25 protein-coding genes are annotated in these 24,719 nt (G+C 61.7%); 16 read left to right on the top strand and 9 right to left on the bottom strand.

Going from position 1 to position 24,719, the window contains the following annotated elements; genetic code table 11:
* The first annotated feature begins 174 nt into the window (after window positions 1-174).
* The 5 genes from ACQ4W6_RS23670 to ACQ4W6_RS23690 all read left to right on the top strand — a co-directional run bounded on the left by ACQ4W6_RS23670 (window position 175) and on the right by ACQ4W6_RS23690 (window position 5,431).
* Window positions 175-1,314 (top strand): porin, encoded by a 1,140-nt coding sequence (locus tag ACQ4W6_RS23670; RefSeq protein ID WP_436569612.1) that lies wholly within the window; start codon window positions 175-177, stop codon window positions 1,312-1,314.
* Window positions 1,315-1,352: 38 nt separating this feature from the next.
* Window positions 1,353-2,507 (top strand): N-acetylneuraminate epimerase, encoded by a 1,155-nt coding sequence (locus ACQ4W6_RS23675; RefSeq protein WP_436569613.1) that lies wholly within the window; start codon window positions 1,353-1,355, stop codon window positions 2,505-2,507.
* A gap of 76 nt (window positions 2,508-2,583) precedes the next feature.
* Complete coding sequence (gene nagA / locus ACQ4W6_RS23680; RefSeq protein ID WP_436569614.1) at window positions 2,584-3,699, top strand: N-acetylglucosamine-6-phosphate deacetylase; 1,116 nt, start codon at window positions 2,584-2,586, stop codon at window positions 3,697-3,699.
* Complete coding sequence (locus tag ACQ4W6_RS23685; RefSeq protein WP_436569615.1) at window positions 3,680-4,141, top strand: hypothetical protein; 462 nt, start codon at window positions 3,680-3,682, stop codon at window positions 4,139-4,141. The genes nagA and ACQ4W6_RS23685 overlap by 20 nt, the downstream gene beginning before the upstream one ends.
* Before the next feature lie 117 nt (window positions 4,142-4,258).
* Window positions 4,259-5,431 carry a sialidase family protein gene (locus tag ACQ4W6_RS23690; protein ID WP_436569616.1) on the top strand — a complete coding sequence of 391 codons (1,173 nt, stop codon included), beginning with the start codon at window positions 4,259-4,261 and terminating at the stop codon, window positions 5,429-5,431.
* A 233-nt stretch (window positions 5,432-5,664) separates the two neighbouring features.
* On the opposite strand, the gene ACQ4W6_RS23695 is transcribed toward ACQ4W6_RS23690, so the two are convergent.
* Both ACQ4W6_RS23695 and ACQ4W6_RS23700 read right to left on the bottom strand, forming a co-directional pair.
* On the bottom strand, window positions 5,665-6,495 hold the full coding sequence (locus ACQ4W6_RS23695) for a glutaminyl-peptide cyclotransferase (protein ID WP_495542725.1): 831 nt from the start codon (window positions 6,493-6,495) through the stop codon (window positions 5,665-5,667).
* Window positions 6,496-6,520: 25 nt separating this feature from the next.
* Window positions 6,521-7,429 carry a LysR family transcriptional regulator gene (locus ACQ4W6_RS23700; RefSeq protein WP_436569618.1) on the bottom strand — a complete coding sequence of 303 codons (909 nt, stop codon included), beginning with the start codon at window positions 7,427-7,429 and terminating at the stop codon, window positions 6,521-6,523.
* 103 nt (window positions 7,430-7,532) lie between these two features.
* Here ACQ4W6_RS23700 and ACQ4W6_RS23705 point away from each other — a divergent pair, with 103 nt between their 5' ends.
* From ACQ4W6_RS23705 to ACQ4W6_RS23750, 10 genes are all read left to right on the top strand, one after another.
* A complete protein-coding gene (locus ACQ4W6_RS23705) occupies window positions 7,533-8,027 on the top strand; it encodes a CidA/LrgA family protein (protein ID WP_436569619.1) in 495 nt (164 codons plus the stop codon).
* On the top strand, window positions 8,024-8,713 hold the full coding sequence (locus ACQ4W6_RS23710) for an LrgB family protein (RefSeq protein ID WP_436569620.1): 690 nt from the start codon (window positions 8,024-8,026) through the stop codon (window positions 8,711-8,713). The genes ACQ4W6_RS23705 and ACQ4W6_RS23710 overlap by 4 nt, the downstream gene beginning before the upstream one ends.
* Before the next feature lie 65 nt (window positions 8,714-8,778).
* Window positions 8,779-9,870 (top strand): tRNA 2-selenouridine(34) synthase MnmH, encoded by a 1,092-nt coding sequence (gene mnmH / locus ACQ4W6_RS23715; protein ID WP_436569621.1) that lies wholly within the window; start codon window positions 8,779-8,781, stop codon window positions 9,868-9,870.
* Between the two features lie 41 nt (window positions 9,871-9,911).
* Window positions 9,912-10,967, top strand: a complete 1,056-nt coding sequence (gene selD / locus ACQ4W6_RS23720; RefSeq protein ID WP_436569622.1) for a selenide, water dikinase SelD — start codon at window positions 9,912-9,914, stop codon at window positions 10,965-10,967.
* A gap of 28 nt (window positions 10,968-10,995) precedes the next feature.
* On the top strand, window positions 10,996-11,874 hold the full coding sequence (locus ACQ4W6_RS23725; protein ID WP_436569623.1) for a putative selenate ABC transporter substrate-binding protein: 879 nt from the start codon (window positions 10,996-10,998) through the stop codon (window positions 11,872-11,874).
* Window positions 11,875-11,937: 63 nt separating this feature from the next.
* Window positions 11,938-12,750 (top strand): phosphonate ABC transporter ATP-binding protein, encoded by an 813-nt coding sequence (locus tag ACQ4W6_RS23730; protein ID WP_436569624.1) that lies wholly within the window; start codon window positions 11,938-11,940, stop codon window positions 12,748-12,750.
* A gap of 17 nt (window positions 12,751-12,767) precedes the next feature.
* Window positions 12,768-13,580: a PhnE/PtxC family ABC transporter permease gene (locus ACQ4W6_RS23735; RefSeq protein ID WP_436569666.1), complete on the top strand. Its 813-nt coding sequence runs from the start codon at window positions 12,768-12,770 to the stop codon at window positions 13,578-13,580.
* Window positions 13,577-14,392 (top strand): phosphonate ABC transporter, permease protein PhnE, encoded by an 816-nt coding sequence (gene phnE / locus ACQ4W6_RS23740; protein WP_436569625.1) that lies wholly within the window; start codon window positions 13,577-13,579, stop codon window positions 14,390-14,392. The genes ACQ4W6_RS23735 and phnE overlap by 4 nt, the downstream gene beginning before the upstream one ends.
* A 191-nt stretch (window positions 14,393-14,583) precedes the next feature.
* Entirely contained in the window at window positions 14,584-15,078 is a 495-nt protein-coding gene (locus ACQ4W6_RS23745; RefSeq protein WP_436569626.1) for a GNAT family N-acetyltransferase, read from the top strand.
* Window positions 15,079-15,309: 231 nt separating this feature from the next.
* A complete protein-coding gene (locus tag ACQ4W6_RS23750; protein ID WP_436569627.1) occupies window positions 15,310-16,038 on the top strand; it encodes an alpha/beta fold hydrolase in 729 nt (242 codons plus the stop codon).
* Window positions 16,039-16,267: 229 nt separating this feature from the next.
* Here the strand turns inward: ACQ4W6_RS23750 and ACQ4W6_RS23755 are convergent, their stop codons facing one another.
* The 7 genes from ACQ4W6_RS23755 to cyoA form a co-directional block, all read right to left on the bottom strand.
* On the bottom strand, window positions 16,268-16,804 hold the full coding sequence (locus tag ACQ4W6_RS23755) for a response regulator transcription factor (RefSeq protein WP_436569628.1): 537 nt from the start codon (window positions 16,802-16,804) through the stop codon (window positions 16,268-16,270).
* Window positions 16,794-18,143, bottom strand: coding sequence for an ATP-binding protein (locus ACQ4W6_RS23760; protein ID WP_436569629.1), 1,350 nt, complete (start codon window positions 18,141-18,143; stop codon window positions 16,794-16,796). The genes ACQ4W6_RS23755 and ACQ4W6_RS23760 overlap by 11 nt, the downstream gene beginning before the upstream one ends.
* Complete coding sequence (locus ACQ4W6_RS23765; protein ID WP_436569630.1) at window positions 18,127-18,969, bottom strand: SURF1 family protein; 843 nt, start codon at window positions 18,967-18,969, stop codon at window positions 18,127-18,129. The genes ACQ4W6_RS23760 and ACQ4W6_RS23765 overlap by 17 nt, the downstream gene beginning before the upstream one ends.
* Window positions 18,966-19,349 (bottom strand): cytochrome o ubiquinol oxidase subunit IV, encoded by a 384-nt coding sequence (gene cyoD / locus ACQ4W6_RS23770; protein ID WP_436569631.1) that lies wholly within the window; start codon window positions 19,347-19,349, stop codon window positions 18,966-18,968. The genes ACQ4W6_RS23765 and cyoD overlap by 4 nt, the downstream gene beginning before the upstream one ends.
* The gene (gene cyoC / locus ACQ4W6_RS23775) at window positions 19,346-19,984 is read right to left on the bottom strand and encodes a cytochrome o ubiquinol oxidase subunit III (RefSeq protein WP_436569632.1); all 639 of its coding nucleotides are present in this window, start codon (window positions 19,982-19,984) and stop codon (window positions 19,346-19,348) included. The genes cyoD and cyoC overlap by 4 nt, the downstream gene beginning before the upstream one ends.
* Window positions 19,977-21,980, bottom strand: a complete 2,004-nt coding sequence (cyoB, locus tag ACQ4W6_RS23780; RefSeq protein ID WP_436569633.1) for a cytochrome o ubiquinol oxidase subunit I — start codon at window positions 21,978-21,980, stop codon at window positions 19,977-19,979. The genes cyoC and cyoB overlap by 8 nt, the downstream gene beginning before the upstream one ends.
* Before the next feature lie 92 nt (window positions 21,981-22,072).
* On the bottom strand, window positions 22,073-23,056 hold the full coding sequence (gene cyoA, locus ACQ4W6_RS23785) for a ubiquinol oxidase subunit II (protein WP_436569634.1): 984 nt from the start codon (window positions 23,054-23,056) through the stop codon (window positions 22,073-22,075).
* 230 nt (window positions 23,057-23,286) lie between these two features.
* On the opposite strand from cyoA, the gene ACQ4W6_RS23790 reads away from it, so the two are divergent.
* Window positions 23,287-24,633, top strand: a complete 1,347-nt coding sequence (locus ACQ4W6_RS23790; protein ID WP_436569635.1) for an MFS transporter — start codon at window positions 23,287-23,289, stop codon at window positions 24,631-24,633.
* Window positions 24,634-24,719: the final 86 nt, after the last annotated feature.

Genomic DNA, 24,719 nt, shown 5'->3' on the forward strand with positions numbered 1-24,719 from the left:
CGCCCCTGCCCTCGAAACATTCCTTTCGTACAAAAAAGCAACAAGCTTATAAGTTGTTTGACATTAGATATCATATATCTTTACACTGATTTTCGAGCCAAGTAAGAACTAACCCAAAGCTCATGTATTGAAATTCTTTCCAACACAACAAGTATCAAACAACTGGAGAAGTCAATGAAAGTCAAGCGCACCCTGCTCATCGCTGTTCCACTGGCGGCCTGCACCATTTCCGCGTCGGCGCAGGTGACACTGCCGCCCATCAATATCAGTGGCCAGTTCGAGTATTCGATCAGCGACCGCAAGGGCTTGACGGAGCAAGGCGACAATGAACACCGCCAGCGCAGCCATCCTGGCGTGCTGGTCGCCTTTGGCAGCGTGCTGCCGCTCGACAATTCGGGCCTGAGTGCCGAGCTGTTCGTCTCGACCAAGCTGGTGACGGGCGACGCCACCCCGGCCTGGACGAATTCGTTTGGCAACCGCGAAGCGTGGGGCGGCATCAACAGCCAGTACGGCGCGGTGCGCTTCGGGCGCCAATGGCTCGACAGCTACATCAATGTGCTCGACCCGTATGCATCGGGCGGCAACATCGGCGAAATGAGTGAACTGGGCACGGGCGCCGGCAAGGGCTACCCGGCCGGCCTGACGCGTATCTCGAACGCCATCTGGGCCGACAATTCGCTGACCTATACCAGCCCGAAAGTGGCGGGACTGGCCACTCTGCGCGCACAGTTCTACTGGAACGGCAGCAGTTTCACGGACGAAAAGCTGGTCTCGGCCACGGCGCCCAACATCGCGCCCAACACCAAGGCAGCCAACGGCTACGTCCTGGGCGCGCGCATCGACTATCCCGTCGTGCGCATCGACCTGAACTATGGTTCGCAAAAGCAGAACTTGAAGAACGCCCTGGCCACCAGCGACAACAGCGCGCTGGCCGACGGCGTGTATGAAACCACGCAAACCATGGTTGGCGGCATGCTGCCCATCGGCCCGCATACGCTGCGCCTGCTGTTGATCCAGGACAAGACGCAGCGGCCGAACGGCAGCAGCATCAAGGATAACGAAATCATCCTGGGCGGCCAGTACAGCGTCACGCCTAACTTCCACCTGCGTCCCGTGCTCATGATCCACAAGGTCGACAGTGTGCCCAACGACGCGAACGACTACAAGCAGCTGCGCGTGGAGCTCGCTTACAAGATGAATCTGGGCCTGACGCGCGGTTCGACCTCGTTCTGGTTCCGCCCGACCTACCGCAAATGGGATACCAGCGGCAACAAGTTTACGGAACTGCGCGCCGGCTTCACAACCAATTTCTAAGCCCGGGCCACTCTCTTCCACCTACCACACTGTCCATCATGAAAAAACTCAGCTGTGCATTGCTGCTTTGCACCACCTTCGCCTTCTCCGGCGCCCAGGCCATTGATACCGCGCCACGCTGGCCCGATTTCCCGGCCCCCATCAAGAACGGCGCCGGCGCGCGCATCGGCGCCACCATCTATGCGGGCCTGGGTTCGGCCGGCAAGGCCTGGTATGGGCTCGACACCGCCAAACCTGGCGCTCCATGGGTGGCGCTGGCGCCATTTCCTGATGCGGCGCGCGATGCCGCCAGCGCCGTCGCCATCAACGGCTTGGTCTACCTGTTCGGCGGCTCCGGCAAGAACGCTCCCGAAGACAAGGCCCTGACCGTGTTCGACACGGCGTATGTCTACGATCCGGCCGCCAATAGCTGGCGCCAGCTGCCCACGCGCGCGCCGCTGGGCATCTTCACGGCCAGCGTGGTCTCCACCGACCAGCAGAACATCGTTTTCTTTGGCGGCGTCAACAAGGCCATCTTCGACGGCTATTTCCAGGACTACGCCGTGGGCGCGTTTGATGACAAGGAGCGCCAGGCCATAGTCGCCGGGCATTACTTTGACCAGCGACCGCAAGACTATCTGTGGACGGCGCAGGTGATGAGCTACAACCCGCAAACGAACCAGTGGCACAACCTGGGCACGGACCCGCAACTGCCGACCGTCGGTTCGGGCGTGGCCGTGCAAGGCAAGGTATTGACCATGGTGAATGGCGAAATCAAGCCGGGCCTGCGTTCGCCGCAGGTCAAGGAAGTGACCATCGATGGCGACAAGCTGACGTGGAAGCAAGGCGGCAAGCTGCCCGCCCCACCCGGCGCCACGCGCCAGGAAGGCGTGGCGGGCGCATTCGCCGGCTACAGCAACAAGGTGCTGCTGGTGGCGGGCGGCGCCAACTTCCCCGGTGCCTGGCAGCAATTCGACGCCGGCCAGAACTATGCCCACAAGGGCTTGAAGAAAACCTGGCGCGACGATATCTATGCGCGCCGCGCCGGCACCTGGTCGCACGTGGGCAAGTTGCCGGCGGGCCTGGGCTACGGCACCGGCATCCAGCTCGATGACGGCGTGCTGGTCATCGGCGGTGAACGCGACGGCGGCGCCGCCAGCAAGGACGTGTTCCTGCTGCAATGGGATGGCAAGGCAGTCCACATCGTGCATTAAACATAAGCATTGGCGCCTGGCGCGGCAGTCACGGCCGCCGCCAGGCGCGTTTCCACATTGATTAAGAAAAAATACCATGACTGAAGCCTACCGCCAACATCACGGCCGCATCCTGTGTGGCGACGCCTGGATCGACGGCACCCTGACGGTGGCGCCAGACGGGCGCATCGCCGCCATCGAAGAACGCGCAGGCACCGAAGGGCTGACGCTGTTGCCCGGTTTTATCGACCTGCACGTGCATGGCGGCGGCGGCGCCGACATCATGCAGGGCGGCGACGCGGCCGCGCGCATCGCCGCCGCCCATGTGCGCCATGGCACGACGGCCCTGCTGGCCACCACCATGACGGCGCCGATGGCCGAACTGGAAGCCGTGCTGGCGGGGTTGGGGCAAGCCTGCGGCACGCGCCAGCCGGGCGCCGCCCGCGTGCTGGGTGTGCATCTGGAGGGACCGTTCATCAACCAGGAAAAGCTGGGTGCCCAGCCCGACCATGCCTGCGTGGCCGTGCTGGACAGCCTGCACCGGCTGCGCAGCCTGGCGCCCATCCGCGTCATCACCATCGCGCCGGAAATCGCCGGCCACCTGGAAATCATCCGCGTGCTCAGCGCCGACGGCGTGCGCATGCAGCTCGGCCACACCAGCGGCAGCTATGACGACGGCGTGGCCGGCCTGCGCCATGGCGCCACCAGCTTTGCCCACCTGTTCAATGCCATGACGGGCTTGCACCACCGCCAGCCCGGCATCGTCGGCGCCGCGCTGGCCCATGCGCGCTACGCGGAAATCATCCCCGACCTGCTGCATGTGCACCCGGGCGCCCTGCTCACGGCACTGCGCGCCATCCCGCAGCTGTATTGCGTGACCGACTCCACTTCAGCCACCGGCATGCAGGACGGCGATTACCGCCTGGGCTCGCACACCGTCACCAAATGCCAGGGCGGCGTGCGCCTGGCCGACGGCACCCTGGCCGGTTCCTGCCTGACCATGGACCAGGCCTTGCGCAACCTGGTCTCCGTGGGACTGGACTTGGCCGACGCCTCGCGCCGGCTGTCTGCCTATCCCGCCGATTACCTGGGCGTCACGGACCGCGGCCGTTTGCGCGTGGGTGCCTGGGCCGACATCGCCGCCTTCGATGCCAACCTGGCCTTGCAAGCAGTAGTGGCCGAGGGAGAACGCATTGATCTGGCGCAAGCGTAAGTTTGCTTTCGCCTGCCTGGCGCTGACACTGCCCTTGGCTGGTTGCGGTGGCGATATCGCACCGCAGGGCGTCGTGCCGCGCGCAGCCGTGCTCCCGTTGGTCACGGCCGCAGCTGAGCCTGCCAAGGCTGCGCGCGCGCCGTTGAGCGTCGGCTACGTCGAATACCAGGCCAGCGGCGGCTTGCATGCCTACGCGGCCGTGCAAGTGTTGCTGGAACTGGAACAAATGGACGTCAAAAATCCCGCGCTGGAATTGCAGGTGGCGGGCCGCCCGCTGGGACGCATCGCCCTGGCGCGGCCTCTCGCCACCGGCGCCCATTACGGTACGCGGCACTGGAGCGCGACGATTCCCGCCGCCTGGGCCATCAAGGGCGTGCGCTGGCGCGCCGTTGCCGACAGCCATGACGCCAGCGCGCCGCGCGCGATACCGCTGGCCGATTGACGGCGAGTACACAGACACGGGACGCGCGCCTGCCACCCGTCAGGCGCGCGCGATCTCCCCAGTACGGGATGGTTTGGGGACTGGCCTGCGCCTGGCCCCGGGAAAGGAATCACTGCAATGTTACCTGTCTTGCCGATTCAATCACTGCAACGCCTGGCTGCCGCCTGTACCCTGGGCATCGCCCTCGGCGCCACGCCCGTGGCCCAGGCGGCCATTTCCGCCAGCACGCCATTTCCCGCCGCCGATGCCAGCTATGGCTGTTACCGGATTCCCGCCGTGGTGACATTGCAAAACGCCACCATCCTCGCCTTCGCCGAAGGACGGCCGTCCGGCTGCGCCGACTTCGGCAATATCCAGGTGGTCATGAAGAAAAGCCTGGACGGGGGCGCCACCTGGTCGGCCCTGTCCGTGGTGGCGGCAAATGGCACCTTGCAGGCGGGCAACCCCGTGCCCGTGCTCGACACACTCGACCCCGCCTATCCGGGCGGCCGCTTGTTCCTGTTCTATAACACGGGCAATGCCAGCGAAAGCACCATCCGCAACGGCGGCGCGGGCATCCGCGAGCAATGGGTGGTGCGCTCGACCGATGGCGGCGCGACGTGGGGCTTGCCAGCCAACATCACGGCGCAGACGGCGAAGATCGGCGCGGCGCCATACAACAATGCGGCCGGCTGGCGCACCTTGGCGATGGGGCCGGGCCACGGCGTGCAGATGCGCTCGGGCCGTATCGTGGTGCCGGGCAACTTCACGGCGGGACCGCCGCAAGCGGGCTACGCCGATGGCCGCGCCTATGTGTTTTATTCGGACGACCATGGCGCGACGTACAAAATTGGCAATGACACGGGCTATGCCTCGGCGAATGAATCGACGGCGGCCGAACTGAGCACCAGCCAGCTGATGCTCAACAGCCGCGAGCAAAGCGGTGCGACGAAAAAACGCATCGTTTCCCTCAGTTCCGATGGCGGCGCCAATTTCAGCGCCGGTTTCGCCAACGCCACCCTGATCGACCCCGTTTGCGAAGGCAGCCTGCTGAACCTGGGCTGGAATGGCAAGCAATACTTGTTGCACGCCAACCCCGCTTCCACCACCAGCCGCAACAACCTGACCGTGCGCGCCAGCAAGGACGATGGCCAGAGCTGGCCATTTTCCCTGCTGATCACGGCGGGCGCCTCGGCTTACAGCGACCTGACGCAGGTCGACGCCAGCAACCTCGGCATCCTGTATGAAAACGGCAGCAACGGCATTCGCTTCATGAAGATTCCACTCAGCACGGTGATCACGGCTCCCTGATCGCGCCCGCGCTTTTTTCCTTTTACCCCCCCCTTTCCCGCCCTGCCTCGCAGCGGCGGGTTTTTTTCGTTCATGCCGCCTTGCCAGTAATCAAGCCGGCAGCGGCCGCCAGGCCGTATGCGTAGAAGGAAAGGGACAGCATGGCATCCTGCAAAGGTCGCGCTGGGCGAAGGAGTGTCAGCATCGAAGCATCATAGACGATTCCCCGCAGCAACACTGTCCTGTAGAAACCATTAATGGCGCTGGATTTCGATCAGCTCGATCTCGAACAGCTTGGGCCACAATTTGCCGGTAACAAACAAGCGTTTGCCCCGTGCATCCCAGGCGATGCCGTTCAGCACCGCGTCGGGATTGGCCGTGCCCCGCTGCTCGGGCGGCAGCAAGCCCGTCAGGTCGATCCAGCCCACCACCTTGCCGCTGGCAGGGTCGATGCGGGCGATCACGTCCGCGCCCCAGACATTGGCAAACAGTTGCCCATTTACCATTTCCAGTTCATTCAGGCGCTCGATGGGGCGCCCCTCGGCCTTCACCTCGAAACGCCGCACCTCCGTCAGCGTTTTCGGCTCCAGCACGCGGATGGCGGAAGTGCCGTCGCTCATGTAGACCACCTTGCCATCGCTGGCCAGGCCCCAGCCTTCGCCCTTGTAATGGAAGGTGCGTTTCAATTTGAAGGTTTTCTGGTCAAACACATAGCCGGTCTGCGAAATCCACGTCAGGCCGATGATCTCGTCGCCCACCTCCGTGATGCCTTCGCCGAAGACGTTTTTGTCGAGCATGGCCCGCTGCAGCACCCTGCCCGTCGCCAGGTCCACCTTGCGCAACGATGACTGGCCATTCTGGCCCGTGCTTTCATACAAATGGCCATCCTTGAACAGCAAGCCCTGGGTGAACGCCTGCGTATCGTGCGGATAGGTATTCTTGATGAAATAGCCATATACGGGAATGGCGGCCTGGGCATGGCCCATCTCGCTCATGAGTCCCAAGGTGCATAACAATCCCAGCAGCAATGAGCCTGTGGTGCGCTGGAGCCTGGTTTTGCCTGTGGCTTTACCGATGATCTTCATATTCTTGGCGGTGGTTGGCGAGCGCCTATTGTAATCGTCCGAGCGGCTCCATGCGCGCCCTGACGAGATCGAGCCAGGCGCGCGCGGCGAACGACAGCCGCCCGCCTCGGCGCCAGGCCAGCATCAGATTCCACTCCACGGGCGGGCCTTCCAGGGCAATGATGGCAAATTGCCCCTGGTCGAGCGTGTCGCAATACATCTTCGGCAGCAGGCACACGCCCACGCCCAGGCGCACCAGCGAGGCGATGAAGTCCCACTGGCCGCTGCGCCCGGTAATGCGCGGCGCGAAGCCGGCGCGCTGGCAGGCGTCTTGCACGATGTCGTTCAGGGCAAACGAAGCGCCGTAGAAAACGAAGGGACTGTCGGCCAGCTCGGCCAGCGCCACCGAACTGCGGCCGCGCCAGATACTGTCGGGCGGCGCAAGCAGGCACAGTGGCGAGCGCACCAGCGGCAAGGCCTCGAAATCCTGCCAGGTGGCCGCATTGCCCGGGTAGTCGAGCATGGTGCCCAGTTCCACCGTGCCGGTGCGCAAGTCGCGTTCGATGGCTTGCGTGCCGCTTTCATACATTTTCAGCTCGATGCCCGGATAGCGCTGGTGGTACTCGGCCAGCCACGGCGCCAGGGTGGAATGCGTTTGCGGCGACACGCCCACGCGCAACTCGCCCCGCTCCAGCTGCTGCAAGTCGCGCAATTCCACCGTCAATTCCGCGTGCAGGGCCAGCATCTCATGCGCGCGCGCCAGCACCACCTTGCCCGCGTCCGTCAGGGTAAACCGCTTGCCGGCGCGGTCCAGCAAGGCCAGGTCCAGCGACTGTTCCAACTGCTGGATCATCTTGCTGACGGTGGGCTGGGTCACGTGCAGCTTGATGGCAGCCCGCGTAAAACTATTCTGCTCGACCACTTCGACGAAGTAGCGCAGGGAGCGGATATCCATGATGCATTCCAATATCGAATGATAATCATAAGTTTAAGTCATTTTATCTTTTGATGTTGTCTCTCTACAATGAAAGCTTCCCCCAGCCGTTTGAAAGCCTGTCGTGAAAGCCCTAGCCTCAGCCCCAGCCTTGCAGCACCCCGCCATTGCCACTCTTTCCCCCGCGCCCTTGCTGCGTTCCCATGCCTGGCGCCGGCCGGCGCATACCGTGTGGCAAGTCGGCGTGCTGATCGTGGCCTGGTGGCTGGCCGACCAGGCTGCGTCCGCCCTGCACCTGCCGTTTTCCGGCGGCGTGGTGGGCCTGTTCGTGCTGGTGGCCGTGCTGCTGGCGGGCTGGGTGCGCCCCAGTACCATCGAGCTGGGCGCCAGCTGGCTGCTGGCCAACATGCTGCTGTTTTTCATTCCGCTGGTCGTCTCCGTGGTGCAATTTACGCAACTACTGAAAACCCAGGGCTTGATGCTGTTCGTCAATATCGGTCTGGGCTTTGCCTGCGTCATGCTGGCCACGGCATTTACCGTGGAATGGGTGTGCCGTTACGAGCGCCGGCTGCGCCTGCAAAAACTGCTGCGCCAGCGCGCCATGCGGGCTGCAAGATGAATACTTTTCTGCTGTCGCTGCTGTTTTTGCTGCTCACCCTGGTCCTGTTCTACGCCAACCAGGCGCTGCACCGCCGCCATCCGCATTTCCTGCTGACGCCGGCCATTTGCACCTCGGCCATCCTGATCATCATCGTGCAGGCCACTTCGACGCCATTTGCCACGTATTTCGGCGAGACGCGCTGGCTGCCGTGGCTGCTTGGCCCGGCAACTATCGCGTTTGCCCTGCCCATCTTCCAGGAGCGCAAGCTGATCCGCAAGCACTGGCTGGCCCTCTCGCTGGGCAGCTGCGCCGGCATCGTCGCCTCCGTGGCTGCCACGCTGCTGCTGGACCGCCTGCTGGGCGTGCATGGCGACATGGCGCGCAGCCTGCTGGCGCGCTCCGTGTCGACGCCGTTCGCGCTGGAAGCGTCGCGCCACATGGGCGGCTCGGCCCAGCTGACAGGCATCTTCGTGGTGATGACGGGGCTGTTTGGCTTGATGCTGGGCAAACCGTTGTTAAAACTGTTGCCCCTGCGCATGCGCATCGCCCGTGGCGCCCCGTATGGCGCCGCCGCGCACGGCTTTGGCCTCTCCGTGGCACGCCGCGTGGGGACGGAAGAAGGTGCCGTGGCCAGCCTGACCATGATTTTTTCCGGCGTGGTGACGGTCTTGCTGGCGCCACTGCTGGGCAGATTGTTGGGCTAAGCACTCACGGCAGGGGCGTTTATCGGGGATAATACGCGTTTCCCCATTCCCAGCACCTTGCCACGATGAAATACCCTGCAGTCCTGCCTTTCAGCGATATCTTGCCGCGCCTGCATGAATTCGATGCCATCATCGATGTGCGCAGCCCGTCCGAGTTCGCGGAAGACCACTTGCCGGGCGCCATCAACTTGCCCGTGCTGGACGACGAGCAGCGCGTGCGCGTCGGCACCCTGTACAAGCAGACCAGTGCCTTCGAGGCAAAAAAACTGGGCGCGGCGCTGATCGCCAAGAATATCGCGCGCCATATCGAAGTGGGTTTTCTCGGCCACCCGCACGACTGGAAACCGCTGGTGTATTGCTGGCGCGGCGGCAACCGCAGCGGCGCCATGGCGCATATCCTGGCGCGCATCGGCTGGCCCGTGACGCAGCTCGATGGCGGCTACAAGGAATACCGGCGCCACGTGAATGCCGAGCTGGTCACCCTGCCCACCCAATTTGATTTCATCAACGTGCTGTGCGGCCCCACGGGTAGCGGCAAGAGCCGCTTGCTGCAGGTGCTCGACAGCCAGGGTGCGCAAGTGATCGACCTGGAACAGCTGGCCGCTCACCGGGGTTCCGTGCTGGGTGGTTTGCCCGAGGCAGACCAGCCGTCGCAAAAAGCTTTCGAAAGCGGCTTGTGGCAGCAATTGCGCCATTTCGACCCAAAACTGCCCGTGTTTATCGAGTCGGAAAGCAAGAAAGTAGGCCGCCTGCGCGTGCCCGATGCGCTGATGGAAAAGATGCGCGCCGCCGCTTGCACAGACGTGCGGCTGGACATTGCACAACGCGTGCAACTGCTGATGGAAGATTACGCGCATTTCGTCGTCGATGCAGAGCGCCTGAATGTGCAGCTGGCGCTCTTGACGCAACTGCATGGCCGCGAAAAAATTTCATATTGGCAACAGTTGGCGCTGACAGGGTGCATGGCTGAGCTGGTAGAAGAACTGCTGGTCCAGCATTACGACCCCGCCTATCTGCAATCGATCCAGCGCAATTTCAGCCGCTACGCCGAGGCCAGGCCGCTGGTCTTGCCCGATATTTCGGAACATGCCTTTGAGCAAGCCGCGCGCGCATTATGTGCTATCGTCGGCGACACCAGAACCGCCAGCGCCGCCTGATGCCTGGCGCGGCTTTTTTATCTCTCTACAGCAGGATGACCATGTCCGATAGCCCTACCACTCCGATCCGATTGACCGAATTTTCCCATGGCGGCGGCTGCGGCTGCAAAATCGCGCCTGGCGTGCTGGCCGACATCTTAAAAGGCAGCGGCGGCTTTCCCCTGCCGAAAGAGTTGCTAGTCGGCATAGAAACCGCGGACGACGCGGCCGTCTACCAGCTCAACGACGAGCAGGCGCTGATCGCCACCACCGATTTCTTCATGCCCATCGTCGATGATCCGTTCGACTTCGGCCGCATCGCCGCCACCAACGCCATTTCCGACGTCTACGCCATGGGCGGCACACCCATCATGGCGCTGGCCCTGGTCGGCATGCCGATCAACAAGCTGCCGGTGGAAACCATCGGCCTGATTTTAAAGGGCGGCGAAACCATCTGCGCCCAGGCCGGCATCCCCATTGCGGGCGGCCACACCATCGATTCCGTCGAGCCCATTTACGGCCTGGTCGTGCTGGGCCTGGTCCACCCGTCGCAGGTGAAACGCAACGCGGGCGCGCGCGCCGGCGACAAATTGGTGCTGGGCAAACCGATTGGCGTGGGCATCTTGTCGGCTGCGCTGAAGAAAAACGCGCTCGACGCTGATGGCTACGCCTCCTTGATCGACAACACCACCAAATTGAATACCCCGGGCAAGAAACTGGCCCTGCTCGACGGCGTGCATGCGCTGACAGACGTGACGGGCTTCGGTTTGCTGGGCCACACGCTGGAACTGGCGCGCGGCGCCAAGTTGCAGGCGCGCATCGCCATGGATGACGTACCGCTGCTGCCGCAAGTGCAGCAACTGGCCGAGAACGGCAATATTACGGGCGCCTCGATGCGCAACTGGCAAGGCTATGGCACGCAAGTGCAGCTGGCCGGCAGCCTGAGCGCCATCGACAAGGCCATCTTGACAGACCCGCAGACGGCCGGCCCGCTGCTGGTGGCGTGCGCGCCGGAAGCCGTCGAGCAAGTGCTGGCGATTTTCCGCGCCGAAGGCTTTGCCGACGCTGCCGTGATCGGCGACGTGCTGGAAGGCACGACCGGGGTTTCCGTCATTTAATTTACAACACTCAAAAAAAGGTAAAAACATGGGCAAATTCTCCAACTCATTTAACAAATTCCCCGCCATCCTGGCCACCGTCGCCGCCACCCTGGCCATCCACAGCGGCATCGCGCAGGCGCAGCAAGTGTTGCGCGTGTCCGCCATCCCCGACGAAGCGCCGACGGAATTGCAGCGCAAGTTCAAGCCGCTGGGCAACTATCTGGAGAAAAAGCTGGGCATGAAGGTGGAATTTACGCCCGTCACCGATTACGCAGCCTCCGTGGAAGGCTTGATCAATAACAAGCTCGACATGGTCTGGTTCGGCGGCTTTACCTTCGTGCAGGCGAACGTGCGCAGCGGCGGCAAGATCGTGCCGCTGGTGCAGCGCGAAGAAGACACGAAGTTCCGCTCCGTGTTCGTCACCACCAGCAGGGACATCAATCAATTGTCCGACCTGAAAGGCAAGAACTTCACGTTCGGTTCGGAATCGTCCACTTCCGGCCACTTGATGCCACGCTTCTACTTGCTGGCTGCCAAGATCAACCCGGACACCGACATGAAGCGCATCGCGTTTTCCGGCGCGCATGACGCTACCGTGGCCGCTGTCGCCGGCGGCAAGGTCGATGCGGGCACCTTGAATATTTCCGTCTGGGAAAAGCTGGTGGAAAGCAAGAAAGTCGACCCGAGCAAGGTGCGCGTGTTCTACACCACGCCTGGCTACTACGATTACAACTGGAGCGTGCGCGCCGACATGAACCCCGTCGTGCGCAAGAAGCTGACGGAAGCGTTTTTGGCGTTGGACCCCTCCACGCCTGAAGGCAAGGAAATCCTGGAATTGCAGCGCGCCACCAAGTTCATCCCCACCAAGGCGGAGAACTACAAGGATATCGAAGCGGCCGCGCGCGATGCCGGTTTGTTGAAGTAAATCAAGCTAATCCGCTGGCCGGCGCCGCACGCGTGCGCTGGCCAGCACACTCCCGACTCTCGCATGACATTTCAACTTCACAAGGTCAGCGTCCACCACGCGGGCGCCGCCAGCAATGCGCTGGCGCTACGCGAACTGGACCTGCACGTGGCCCCAGGTGAACAAATCGCCCTGATCGGCCCTTCCGGTGCCGGCAAGACCAGCTTGCTGCATACGCTGGCCTGCGCGCTGCGCCCGGAAACGGGCAGCCTCAGCATTCTAGGCAGTGCGCCGTGGAGCATGTCCAGCAGCGCTCGCCACGCCCTGCGCGCGCGCCTGTTCCTGGCGCCGCAAACGCCGCCCCTGGCGCCGCGCCAGCGCGTGGTCAACGCCGTGCTGGCCGGCCGCTTGCCCCAATGGAGCTTGTGGATGGCGATGCGCTCGCTGCTGGCGCCCGTCGATCCGCGCGCCGCGTGGGAAGCGCTGGGCAAGTTCAACTTGCAAGACAAACTGTATGCCCGTGTCGACCGCCTGTCCGGCGGCGAACGCCAGCGCTGCGGCATGGCGCGCGCGCTGGTGTCGAATGCGGAAGTATTCCTCGTCGACGAACCGCTGTCCGCGCTCGACCCCACACTAGCTTTGCAGACGATCAATGTGCTGCAGGCCGAAGCGACGGCGCGCCACGCCACGCTGATCTGCAGCCTGCACCAGGTGGAAATCGCGCGCGCCTGTTTCCCCCGCATCGTCGCCTTGCGCGATGGCAAGGTGGTGTTTGACGCGGCCAGCGCCGACGTCAGCGACGCCATGATAGAGGCGCTGTACCGCAACAAGGACGACCCCGCGCCCCAATTCGAAGCGGTAGAGGCAAACCTGGATGCAGCGAGGCCTCTTTGCTGACGGGTAAATCCACCGCCATGCCGCGCGACCCCGCCTGGCGCGGCCGCTTGATCGGCACCGCCGTCGTGTTGATCGTGCTGTGGCCGATGCTGGTGCAGGCCGAATTCAAGCCGTGGATCTTGTTCGACGCGCAAAGCCTCGCTGCCACCTGGCAATTTATCTCCAGCTTCGTGCCACCGGCCCACTCGCTGGAATTTTTGCAACTGGTGGTCATTTCCAGCTGGGAAACCATCGCCATGGCCACGGCAGGCATGGCGCTGGCCATGCTGGGGGCGATCCCGTTGACCTTGCTGGTGACGGAACGATTGTCGATTTCGCGCATCGGCTCTGGCCAAGTCTCGCCGCTGGCCGCCGCCCTGCGCCACTGCGTGCGCGCATTGCTGGTGCTGCTGCGCAGCGTGCCGGAACTGGTGTGGGCATTATTGCTGGTGCGCATCGTCGGCCTGGGGCCGACGGCAGGCGTGATCGCCATTGCGCTGACCTATTGCGGCATGCTGGGCAAGGTCTACGCAGAAATCCTCGAATCATCGGATGCGTCTGCCTGCAACGCCCTGCTCAACAACGGCAGCGGCCGCCTGCAAGCCTTGCTGTACGGCGCCCTGCCCGAATCGGCCGCCGAACTGGTGTCGTATACGATTTACCGCTGGGAATGCGCGATCCGCGGCTCCGTCGTCATGGGTTTTGTCGGTGCGGGTGGCCTGGGCCAGCGCATGGATGAATCGATGAAGATGATGGCAGGCAACGAACTGGCCACCATGCTGATGGTCTTCGTACTGCTGGTGGCGGGCGCCGATGCAGTCTCCGCCATGCTGCGCCGGAGGCTGGCATGAACACTGAACCGATGTTGCCCGCTTTGCCTGCATTGCCCATCCCTGCGCCCGTGCGCTGGTCCACCTGGGCCTTGCTGGCCGGTTTGCTGCTGCTGGTCATCGCCAGTTTCGCCAGCCTGCCGCTGAAATGGGGCGAATTCTTCAGCGCCGACGCCGTGCGCACCACCGCCGACTTCCTGCACGGCTTCGCCCCTCCGGAACTCGCCAGCCCGTTCCTGATCAAAGTTGGCGTGGCCACGTTCGAGACGCTGGCCATGTCAGCCATCGGCACGGTGATCGCCGCCGTGCTGGGGGCTCTCCTGGCCCTGCCCGCCAGCGGGCGTTTCGGCAGCGTGGCGCGCAATGCCACGCGCGGCGTGTTGAATGTGCTGCGCTCGATTCCAGAACTGGTCTGGGCCTCGATCCTCTTGATCGCCGCCGGCCTGGGCCCGTTCGCAGGCACCCTCGCGCTGGCCCTGCACACGGTGGGCGTACTGGGGCGCTTGTTTGCCGATGCGTTTGAAAATTGCCCGCCCTTGCCGGCCGCCACCCTGCGCATCAACGGCGCCAGCCCCGCAGCGGCGTTCCTGTACGCCACCTTGCCGCAATGCAGCCCGCAGATGATGTCCTACACCCTGTACCGCTGGGAAAACAATATCCGCGCCGCCGCCATCCTCGGCGTCGTCGGCGCGGGAGGCCTGGGGCAAATGCTGAAATACCATCTGTCGCTATTCCAGATGCCCGCCGCCGCCACCGTCATCGTCGCCATGCTGCTGATGGTGGCGGCCGTCGATGGCCTCAGCTATGTGCTGCGCCGGGCCATGACCAGATAGGCAGTTTTGTACCTGCGGGCCAGGTTAAATGCATACAGCACTGATGCAAACACGGGACCAAGGCGGCAGTGATCCTGTTAATATTGTCAAATACTTCAATGGTTGGCGCTTCCCCATGGGTGAGCGCCACGCCACTCAAGCACGACGGACGTATTTTCCTGCGCCGCAGACCACCCTTTGCATAGCCTGATTTGAAGAATATCAATATCCGCCCCACCAGCGCCGCCGACTGGCCGGCGCTCAAATCCACCCGCCTGGCTGCCCTGCTCGATGCCCCCACCGCCTTTGGCGCCAGCCACGCCAGCGCGGCCAGCTTTTCCGACGCCGACTGGCAGCAACGCGCCATCAGCACCCCGCAGCGTACGTTCTTCCTCGCCTTTGACGGCGAGCAAGCCATCGGCATCGCCGCGCAAGTGGTGGCCGGCGATGGCGTATGCCACCTGATCGCCATGTGGGTACAGCAGGAATACCGCGGCATGGCCGTCGCAGCTGGCTTGGTCGACGCCGTCAAACAGCGCGCCGTAGACAACTGCCACGCGCGGCTGCTGCTTGACGTGGCGCAAGAAAATGCGCGCGCGGCCGCGTTTTACCAGAAACAGGGCTTTGTGTTTTTGCCGGAGTGGGAAGCGTTGGAAAGCCATCCACATATCCAGGTGCAGAAGATGGAATGGCTGGTGGCCGCATGACATGAATGAGTGGTCGATGGGCACTTTACGGATGCTCACTCTGCAATCAAAACAGGCGTTTTAGCCTGGTTGAACGGCCTTTTTCGGCCAAAAGCAGACCTATTGCGAGGCTACGCCTTAACTCGTCATGTAGTCGTTACATCGCATTCTCATTGTTCGTTGTTCGACTTCAGAGATAATCATCAGTAACCCCAGATTCAGCATCCTCCAAACGTAGCAAGAAAGGATTCAATGCGCCGTCTCGTCACCTTAATTCCCCTGATGTTTTGCACACCTATGGCCTTTGCTGCCGTACCAGTGAATATTCACGTTCCACCTAATGTGCAAGCGTGCACTCGTGCGCAACCATGTCCAGTTGCAATCCTTAGCCCAGGATATGGGCTTTCCGGTTCAGACTACTCATTCCTCACACAAAATCTCAACCGAATGGGTTACTTGGTTGTCGCGTTGCAAGATAGCTCTGGCGGCATAGAGTTAGATCGAGACGCGCCGATTACGAAGCAACTACAGGCGATGGCCCGCGTAGCTTCACGGTCGATCTCCACCGTGATCGACGGGACCGCAGTACGCTATCCTCAGTTCGATTGGCGACACTTGCTGCTCGTCGGGCACTCCCTTGGTGGCGACAGTTCGGCTCAGTTTGCCGCTGACAACCCGAGCCGCGTATCCAGCTTTATCAGCCTCGACAGCCGTCGGGTCGCGTTGCCCCGCTCAGCTGGTATCCACGTCCTGACAATTCGTGCCAGTGACACCACTGCCGACCGCGGTGTACTGCCGAATGAGGAAGAGCGCGGCCACTACGGTACATGCGTGGTCCACATCAAAGGCTCGCGCCACAAGGATATGCAAGATGCTGGTAGTGAACAATTGAAGGCCAAAATTGTATCCGCCATCGATACTTTCCTCGCTCCAGCGCAGCACCCTAAATACGCTTGCGACCGAGACTCAAAGCTCGAATAATGTTCAGGCGATCATTTTGATATTGCAAAGTCCGCTATGGGGCGCAAGCGGCCTATTTTGATTAACGGTTCTCGCGTCAAATTGACGTATAGGGCATCGGTCGATGCGCTCCCGCCCCAAGCGGACAGCGATGGCCCTACTCGACAAGAACAGTCAGCTTTCCTGCGTGAATCCATGCCCGTGCTACGGGCATGGTTATAGAGTTTCGGTAGCACTGCCGCCACCGAGTCTATTTGACCCGCTGCTTCTCCAGCTTCCGCGCCAAGGTCCTGCGGTGCATGCCAAGCCGCCTTGCCGTTTCCGAGATATTGAAATCCGTCTCGGCCAGCATTTCGTGGATGCGTTCCCATTCCAGGGTCTTGATGCTGGTGGCGCGGTTGGTCAGTTCGATGTCGGCGTTGCCGGCAATGTGGCCGAAGGCGGCTTCGATATCGTCCGTGTTGGACGGTTTCGCCAGGTACTGGCAGGCGCCCAGCTTGATCGCTTCGACGGCCGTGCCGATGCTGGCGTAGCCCGTCAGCACGACGATCAGCATTTCCGGGTCATGCTGGTGCAGCGCCTGCACGCAGGCCAGGCCCGAGGTATTGCCATGCAATTTCAGGTCGACCACGGCGTAGTCGGGGCAGTGCTGCTCCAGCAAGGCGCTCGCTTCATCGAAATTGGTGGCCAGGATGACCTGGTAGCCGCGCCGCTCGAACGAGCGGCCCAGGGTGCGGGCAAACGCGGCGTCGTCTTCCACGATCAGTAACAGACGCTCATCTTGCATGGTTGTCGCTTTCTCTTTCCAGTTTGATGGCCGCCAGCGGCAAGGCCAGGTGCACCAGCGCCCCGCCCTGCACGCGGTTGCGCGCTGTCACTGTGCCGCCCAGGGTACGCGCCACGTTGACCACCAGGAACAGGCCCAGTCCGCCACCGGGTTTACCCTTGCTGCTTTGATACGGTTTGCCCAGGTGCGTCAGCATCGACGGCTCGAAGCCGGGGCCCGCATCGGTAATGACCAGATGCAAGAAATCGGCTTCGCGCGTGGCTTCGAAGCGCAGCCAGTCGGGCGACGCTTCGAGTGCATTGTCGAGCACGTTGCAAATGGTTTGTTTCAGGGTCGAATCGAAGACGACAGGCACGTCGTTCTCGATGCGGTTATCGTACTCGAAATCGTGGATGGGGCGGCTGGCGCGCCATTCGTCCGCCAGGCCGTTGAGGAAGGTGTTGATGGTTGTTTTCACCGACGATTCGCCGCGCGCCTCGCCCGCCGACAGCAAGATGCCGCTGACGATGCTCTTGCAGCGCTGCAACTGTGCCTGCATTTCCGTGATTTCTTCCAGCAGTTCGCTGTTCTTGCTCAGTTCCGGCATGCGGCGCCAGTCGCCGAGGATGACGGACAGCGTCGCCAGTGGCGTGCCCAGCTCGTGCGCGGCGCCCGAGGCCAAGAGGCCCATGCGGATGATGTGTTCCTCTTCCGTTGCGCGCTGGCGCAAATCTGCCACCTTGGCGTCGCCGGCACGCTGGTTGCGGGTGATGCGCGTGATAAACACCACCAGCAAGGCGGCGTTCAAGATAAAACAGATCAGCAAGCCCTGCACGTACAGGCTGGCAAAGCCCCGCTCGGGGTCGATCGGCAAGACCAAGGGGCCGGGCAGCAGGGCCAGGCCGGCCAGGCACAGGCTGGTGATGGCCACCATGATCCAGGTCGACCACACTTCCAGCAGCACGGCGCTGAGGATGACTTGCAGCAAGTACAGGAAGGCAAACGGGTTGCTGATGCCGCCGCTCAGGTAGAGCTGGGCCGTCAGCACGGTGACGTCGACCAGCAGCGCGAGGAACAGCGCCGTGTTGGAGACGGGCTGGCGTTCGTGCCAGCGCAACAGGCTGGCCAGGTTGAAGGCGATCAGGCAGGACAGCACTTCGAGCATGTAGGGCACGGGCAAGGCGATGCCCAGCCCCACGCCGACGCCGAAAATCGTGCTGATCTGGCCGATCACGGCCAGCCAGCGCAACTGGATCAGCAGCTTCATGTTCTGATGGCCGGCCGGATGTTCCATCTCGGCTGCCACCGCACCGCGCTCTAATACTTCGCGGTTGGGCAGGATTTCAATCCTCCCCGGCATGGTCACTTTCCTGCGCATTATCAAGATGCTTGCCAAACGCACGGCGCTTGCGCGCGTCACGCACGATCCACCAGCTGATGCCAGCGACCATCAATGCCAGCGCGAACCAGGTCAGCGCATACACCAGGTGGCTGTTGTGGAAGGAAATCACGGTCAGGCCGCCGACGGGAGCATCAGGCGCGGTTTCCGATTTTTCCTTTGCGTCGACAAAATAGGGGGCCACGTTGCTCAGCATGTGCGATTTGGCGATGGCCGCCACGTCGCGCGAATACCAGTGCTGCGTGGCAGGACTGTTTTCGCGCAAGAAACCGCCGCCCGTCTCGCTGATGCGCAGCAAGCCGTCGATGCTGACCGTGCCTGCAGGAGTGCTGGCGCCGATGTTTTCGCGCTTGGGCACGAAGCCGCGGTTAACCAGCACGGTGCTGCCGTCAGCTGTGCGCAATGGCGTGACCAGCCAATAGCCGCTGCCCAGTGCCGTCGTGGCTTGCACCAGGGTGTTGAATATGGGGAGATAAGTACCGGAGAGTCGCACATGGCGGTATTCATCCGTTTGCTGCGTGACGCTGGCCCATGCTGCGGGACCAGGTGCGTCCGTTGCGGGCGCATGTACGCGTTGTTCGACGCGCTCGATCAGGTCAAGCTTCCATACCAGGCGCTTGACTTGCCAGGTGCCAAGGGCACAGAAACCGGCAAATAAGATCCCCGCCAGCAAGGCCAGTGCAAGTTTTGAAAACTGCACGGCCATGCCGCGTGGGCCTGGCGCAGCATCTTGCGATGCGGCGCCAGGGGCGCGCCCGGTGTTGCCTGGGCGCGTGTTACTCATCATGGAGCCGTTTTCGTATGCATGTACTCAGGCATCAGATCGGGCATCATGTTGTGGTTCATGTGGTACATGACCCACAGCGAACCGGCCATGGCAATGACCACCACCATGATGGTGAAGATCAGCGCCATCATGTTCCAGCCGCCTTCGGACTTGGTGTTCATGTGCAGGAAGTACACCATGTGCACGACCACTTGAACCGCCGCGAACGCCAGCAGGACCAGGCCCATGGTGCCCGAGTTGGTGATGGCTTTCGTCATCACCAGCCAGAAAGGAATGGCCGTCAGGATCACCGACAGGATGAAGCCGATGGCGTAGCTTTTCAGGCTGCCATGATCGGGATTGTCATGGTGGTGGCTATCGCCGTGTGTGTGGTCGCTCATGGCAGGACTCCCATCAGGTAGACAAAGGTGAAGACGCCGATCCAGATGACGTCCAGGAAGTGCCAGAACAGCGACAGGCACATCATGCGACGGCCGTTTTCCGGGGTCAGGCCATGCTTGTTCAACTGGAACATCAGGGTCACGAGCCAGATCACGCCGAACGTCACGTGCAAGCCGTGGGTACCGACCAGGGCGAAGAACGACGACAGGAACGCGCTGCGCTGCGGACCGGCACCTTCATGTATCAAATGTATGAATTCATACATTTCCAGGCCCAGGAAGGCCAGGCCGAACAGGCCAGTGATGCCCAGCCAGACCAGGGTGCTGCGCAGGTTCTTGCGCTGCATGGCCAGCATGGCGAAGCCATACGTGATCGACGACAGCAGCAGCATGGCCGTGTTGACGGCCACCAGCGGCAGGTCGAACAGCGCGGCGCCCGTCGGGCCGTCCGCGTAGTTGCGGCCCACCACCGCATAGGTGGCGAACAGACAGGCGAAGATCAGGCAATCGCTCATCAGGTAGAGCCAGAAACCCAGCAAGCTGCCGTTTTCCGGGTGATGTTCGCGCACGAAGTAGCTGCGCGAGCTTGGTGCGGCGCCAGCGGCGCCGGTGTTATGGGCGATGGTATCAGACATGGCTGCTCAGCAATTTAGTATAAGCGTCTTCGGTACGGATCACTTCTTCCGCAGGAATATAGTAGTCACGCTTGTAGTTAAAGGTATGGACGATGATGGTAATCAACATGATCACGAAACCAACGCTGGCGACGAGCCACATTTGCCAGATCAGGCCAAAACCAACCAGTGCGCTCAGTGCGGCGATCACGAAACCAGCCCAGGTATTCTTCGGCATGTGGATCTTCGTGAAACCGGACGTCGGACGCTCGTAAGCGTGTTTCTTCATGTCAGTCCATGCATCGAGTTCGTGCACAACTGGCGTGAAGGCGAAATTATAGTCTGGCGGAGGCGACGACGTCGACCATTCCAGCGTACGGCCACCCCATGGGTCACCGGTCACGTCGCGCAGGGCGTCGCGGTTACGGTAGCTGACATAGAACTGGATCAGCATGGAAGCGATACCCAATGCGATCGAGACGGCGCCAAACCAGGCGATGATGGTCCACACTTGCAGCGATGGATCTTCAAAGTGGTTGATACGGCGCGTCACGCCCATCAGGCCCAGTACGTACAGCGGCATGAAGGCCAGGTAGAAACCGACGAACCAGAACCAGAACGAGCATTTGCCCCAGAACACGTCGAGCTTGTAGCCGAAGGCTTTCGGGTACCAGTAGTTAATTGCCGCGAAGACACCGAACACCACGCCGCCGATAATCACGTTATGGAAGTGGGCAATCAGGAACAGGCTGTTGTGCAGCACGAAGTCCGCAGGTGGTACGGCCAGCAGGACGCCGGTCATGCCGCCGATGGTGAAGGTGATCATGAAGCCGATCGTCCACAGCATAGGCAGTTCGAAGCGGATACGCCCGCGGTACATGGTAAACAGCCAGTTGAAGATCTTCGCGCCCGTCGGGATCGAGATGATCATCGTCGTGATGCCGAAGAAGGAGTTGACGCTGGCGCCAGAACCCATGGTGAAGAAGTGATGCAGCCATACCAGGTACGACAGGATCATGATGACGCAAGTGGCGTAGACCATCGACGCATAGCCGAACAGGCGCTTGCTGCTGAACGTGGCAACGATTTCCGAGAACACGCCGAACAGTGGCAAGATCAGGATGTAGACCTCTGGGTGGCCCCAGATCCAGATCAGGTTGACGTACATCATGGCGTTGCCGCCCAGTTCAGTGGTGAAGAAGTTAAAGCCCGCAACGCGGTCCAGCGACAGCATGGCCAACACGGCCGTCAGCACAGGGAAAGCGGCGACGATCAGGATGTTGGTGCACAGGGCGGTCCAGGTAAAGATAGGCATTTTCATCCACGTCATGCCAGGCGCACGCATCTTGACGATGGTGGCGATCAGGTTGACACCGGACAATAGCGTCCCGACCCCGGCAATTTGCAAGGACCATATGTAATAGTCTACCCCCACGTCCGGACTGCCGACGATGCCCGACAGCGGTGGATATGCCAGCCAGCCCGTGCGGGCGAATTCGCCGACGAACAGCGAAGCCATGACCAGGGCGGCGCCCATGGTGGTCATCCAGAAGCTGAAGTTGTTAAGGAATGGGAAAGCCACGTCGCGCGCGCCGATTTGCAGCGGCACCACGTAGTTCATCAGACCCGTCACGAAAGGCATCGCGACGAAGAAGATCATGATCACGCCGTGGGCGGTGAAGATCTGGTCGTAGTGATGCGGTGGCAGGAAGCCGGCATTGTCGCCAAAGGCAACTGCCTGCTGGGTACGCATCATGAGCGCATCGGCAAAGCCGCGCAGCAGCATGACCAGGCCCAGGATCATGTACATGATACCGATTTTTTTATGGTCGATACTGGTGATCCAGTCGCGCCACAGGGTACCCCAGACGCGGAAATAAGTCAGCGCGGCGAGAAGCGCCACGCCGCCCACCAGGACCATTGCAAAGGTCGCCAGCAGGATAGGTTCGTGAAATGGAATTGCATCCCAAGTCAGACGGCCGAATATAAGCTTCGTCAGATCAATATGGTCTAGCATTGTTACTCTCAGAGAAAAAAGGGGGGCGCCAGGCAAACGGCGCCAGTATCTGCAGCGCTACGTACTGATGCGCTGCGGGATTCATGCAGTCGTTACTTGGCTTGAACGCCCTTTTCAACCACTGCATCGCTAGCGACTACTGCCGTTACGGCCGCTACCGGGCTATTTGCCAGCGTTAATTTGTATGGCTCAACCGGTGTCACGCACAGGGCGTCGGAAACGATGGTGCGATTCAGGATTGCCTTGTACAGATCGCTAGGTACATTGCTGTAGCGACGCACGGGATCGCGTTCGCTAGGCTGCGCCAGCGCCAGGTAGTCGTCGCGGTTCAACGCACCGCCACCGGCACGCGTCGTTGCCACCCATTTGTCAAAGTCAGCATCATTCACGCCATGGAACTTGAAGTGCATGCCCGAGAAACCGGCACCGCTGTAGTTGGCGGAAAAGCCCTTGTAGATACCTGGCTTGTTGATGACGGCATTGAGCTGGGTTTCCATGCCCGGCATGGCATAGATCTGCCCTGCCAGTGCGGGGATGAAGAACGAGTTCATGACGGACGACGAGGTAATCTTGAAGCGGATCGGACGATCGACCGGCGCCACCAGTTCATTCACCGTGGCGATGCCTTGCTCCGGGTAAATAAACAGCCATTTCCAATCGAGCGCCACGACTTCGACGATCATCGGCTTGTGGCTGGCAGGAATGGGGCGGTTGGCGTCGATACGGCTCAATGGGCGGTATGGATCGAGGGTGTGGGTGCTGATCCAGGTCAAGAGGCCCAGCACGATAATGATCAACAGGGGCGCGCCCCAGATAATCAGCTCGAGGCGAGTCGAGTGGTCCCAGTCCGGCTCGTATTTGGCCGCGGTGTTGTTTTTTCTATAGCGCCATGCGAAAAGCAGGGTCAGGGCGATTACCGGAACGATAATCAACAGCATCAGCAATGTCGAAATGACAATCAGATTACCTTGCTGAACTGCAATGTCTCCGGACGCGTTCAGTACCACCGTATTGCAACCAGCCAACAATGCGAGAGGTAAAAGAAGCAGTCCGCGACGAACTTTTAATGAAAACATACAGGAAAGTCCAGTACAGGGGATGAAGATATGGTACTGTATTCCTAAAGCAACACAAGGACAATTGGACGTTTTGTCCACCCCCCTTGCGGGGACTTTCACTCGGCAGTTGAGGTGTTTTCCTACAACTACTGAATGGATAGTCCTACTCCAGGCATGAGACACCCGGAGTATGTTACGCGTTGGGTTACGCGTTGGCCGAACTCGAAACTATATTGGAGACGATCATCATGTCCAGCACGCGCACACATGGCGGCGATGTACCCGCTGACTTTTCCCCTCACTCCCTGCGCGACGCTAGCGGGGCCGGCACGGTCGAGTCGCATATCGACCCCGGTGAGATCGCCGTCGGCGTGATCATTGGCCGCGCTTCCGAGTACTTTGACTTCTTTGTGTACGCCATCGCCTCGGTGCTGGTGTTTCCGCGCGTCTTCTTCCCCTTCGAAGAACGCCTGGAAGGCACATTATACGCATTCCTGATTTTCTCCTTCGCCTTCATCGCCCGTCCGTTCGGCACCGTGATCTTCATGGAAATCCAGCGCCGCATGGGCCGCAGCGCCAAGCTGACCATCGCCCTCTTCCTCCTGGGCGTGTCCACCGCCGGCATCGCCTTCCTGCCGACCTATTCCCACCTGGGCTTTGCCGCCATCATCTGGCTGTCCGTGCTGCGCATCGGCCAGGGCGTGGCGCTGGGCGGCTCGTGGGACGGCCTGCCGTCGCTGCTGGCACTGAACGCGCCGGAAAACAAGCGCGGCTGGTACGCCATGCTGGGCCAGCTGGGCGCGCCCGTCGGCTTCCTGATCGCCGCCGGCCTGTTCTGCTTCATGCTGATCAACCTGTCCGATGAAGACTTCCTCGACTGGGGCTGGCGCTATCCCTTCTATGTCGCCTTCGCCATCAACGTCGTCGCCCTGTTTGCCCGCTTGCGCCTGGTGTCGACGAATGAATATGCGCGCTTGCTCGACGAACGCGAACTGCAGCCGGTGAGCGTGTTTGAAATGGGCCGTGGCCAGGGCCGCAACGTGCTGATCGGCGCTCTCGCCGCGCTGGCCAGCTACGCGCTGTTCCACCTGGTCACCGTGTTCCCGCTGTCGTGGATCTCTGTCTACCAGACGCGTTCGGCTTCTGACTTCCTGCAAGTGCAGATGCTGGGCGCCGTGCTGGCAGCCGTCGGTATCGTCATCTCGGGCGTGCTGGCCGACAAAGTGGGCCGCCGCACGACCCTGGGCGTGCTGGCCGTGCTGATCGCCATCTTCAGCGCCTTCGTGCCAACCCTGATGGGTGGCGGCAATATGGGCCAGGACGTGTTCATCCTGGTGGGCTTCAGCCTGCTGGGCCTGTCCTACGGCCAGGCAGCCGGTGCCGTGACGGCCAACTTCCCTGCCCGCTTCCGCTACACGGGCGCAGCCCTGACGTCCGACCTGGCCTGGCTAGTGGGTGCCGGCTTCGCCCCGCTGGTGGCGCTGGGCCTGTCAGCTAACTTCGGCCTGGCCTATGTCAGCTTCTACCTGCTGTCAGGTGCCGTCGCCTCGCTGGCCGCGCTGAGCCTGAACCGGGCACTGGAAATTCGCGACTGACATATAGGTATACAGCGCAGCGCGCTGCCCCATGAAATGCGCCGGATTCGTCCGGCGCATTTTTTTTGCCCCCTGCGTTCGTTGCC

The organism is Janthinobacterium woesei, from assembly GCF_051380875.1.
Classification (GTDB): domain Bacteria; phylum Pseudomonadota; class Gammaproteobacteria; order Burkholderiales; family Burkholderiaceae_D; genus Janthinobacterium.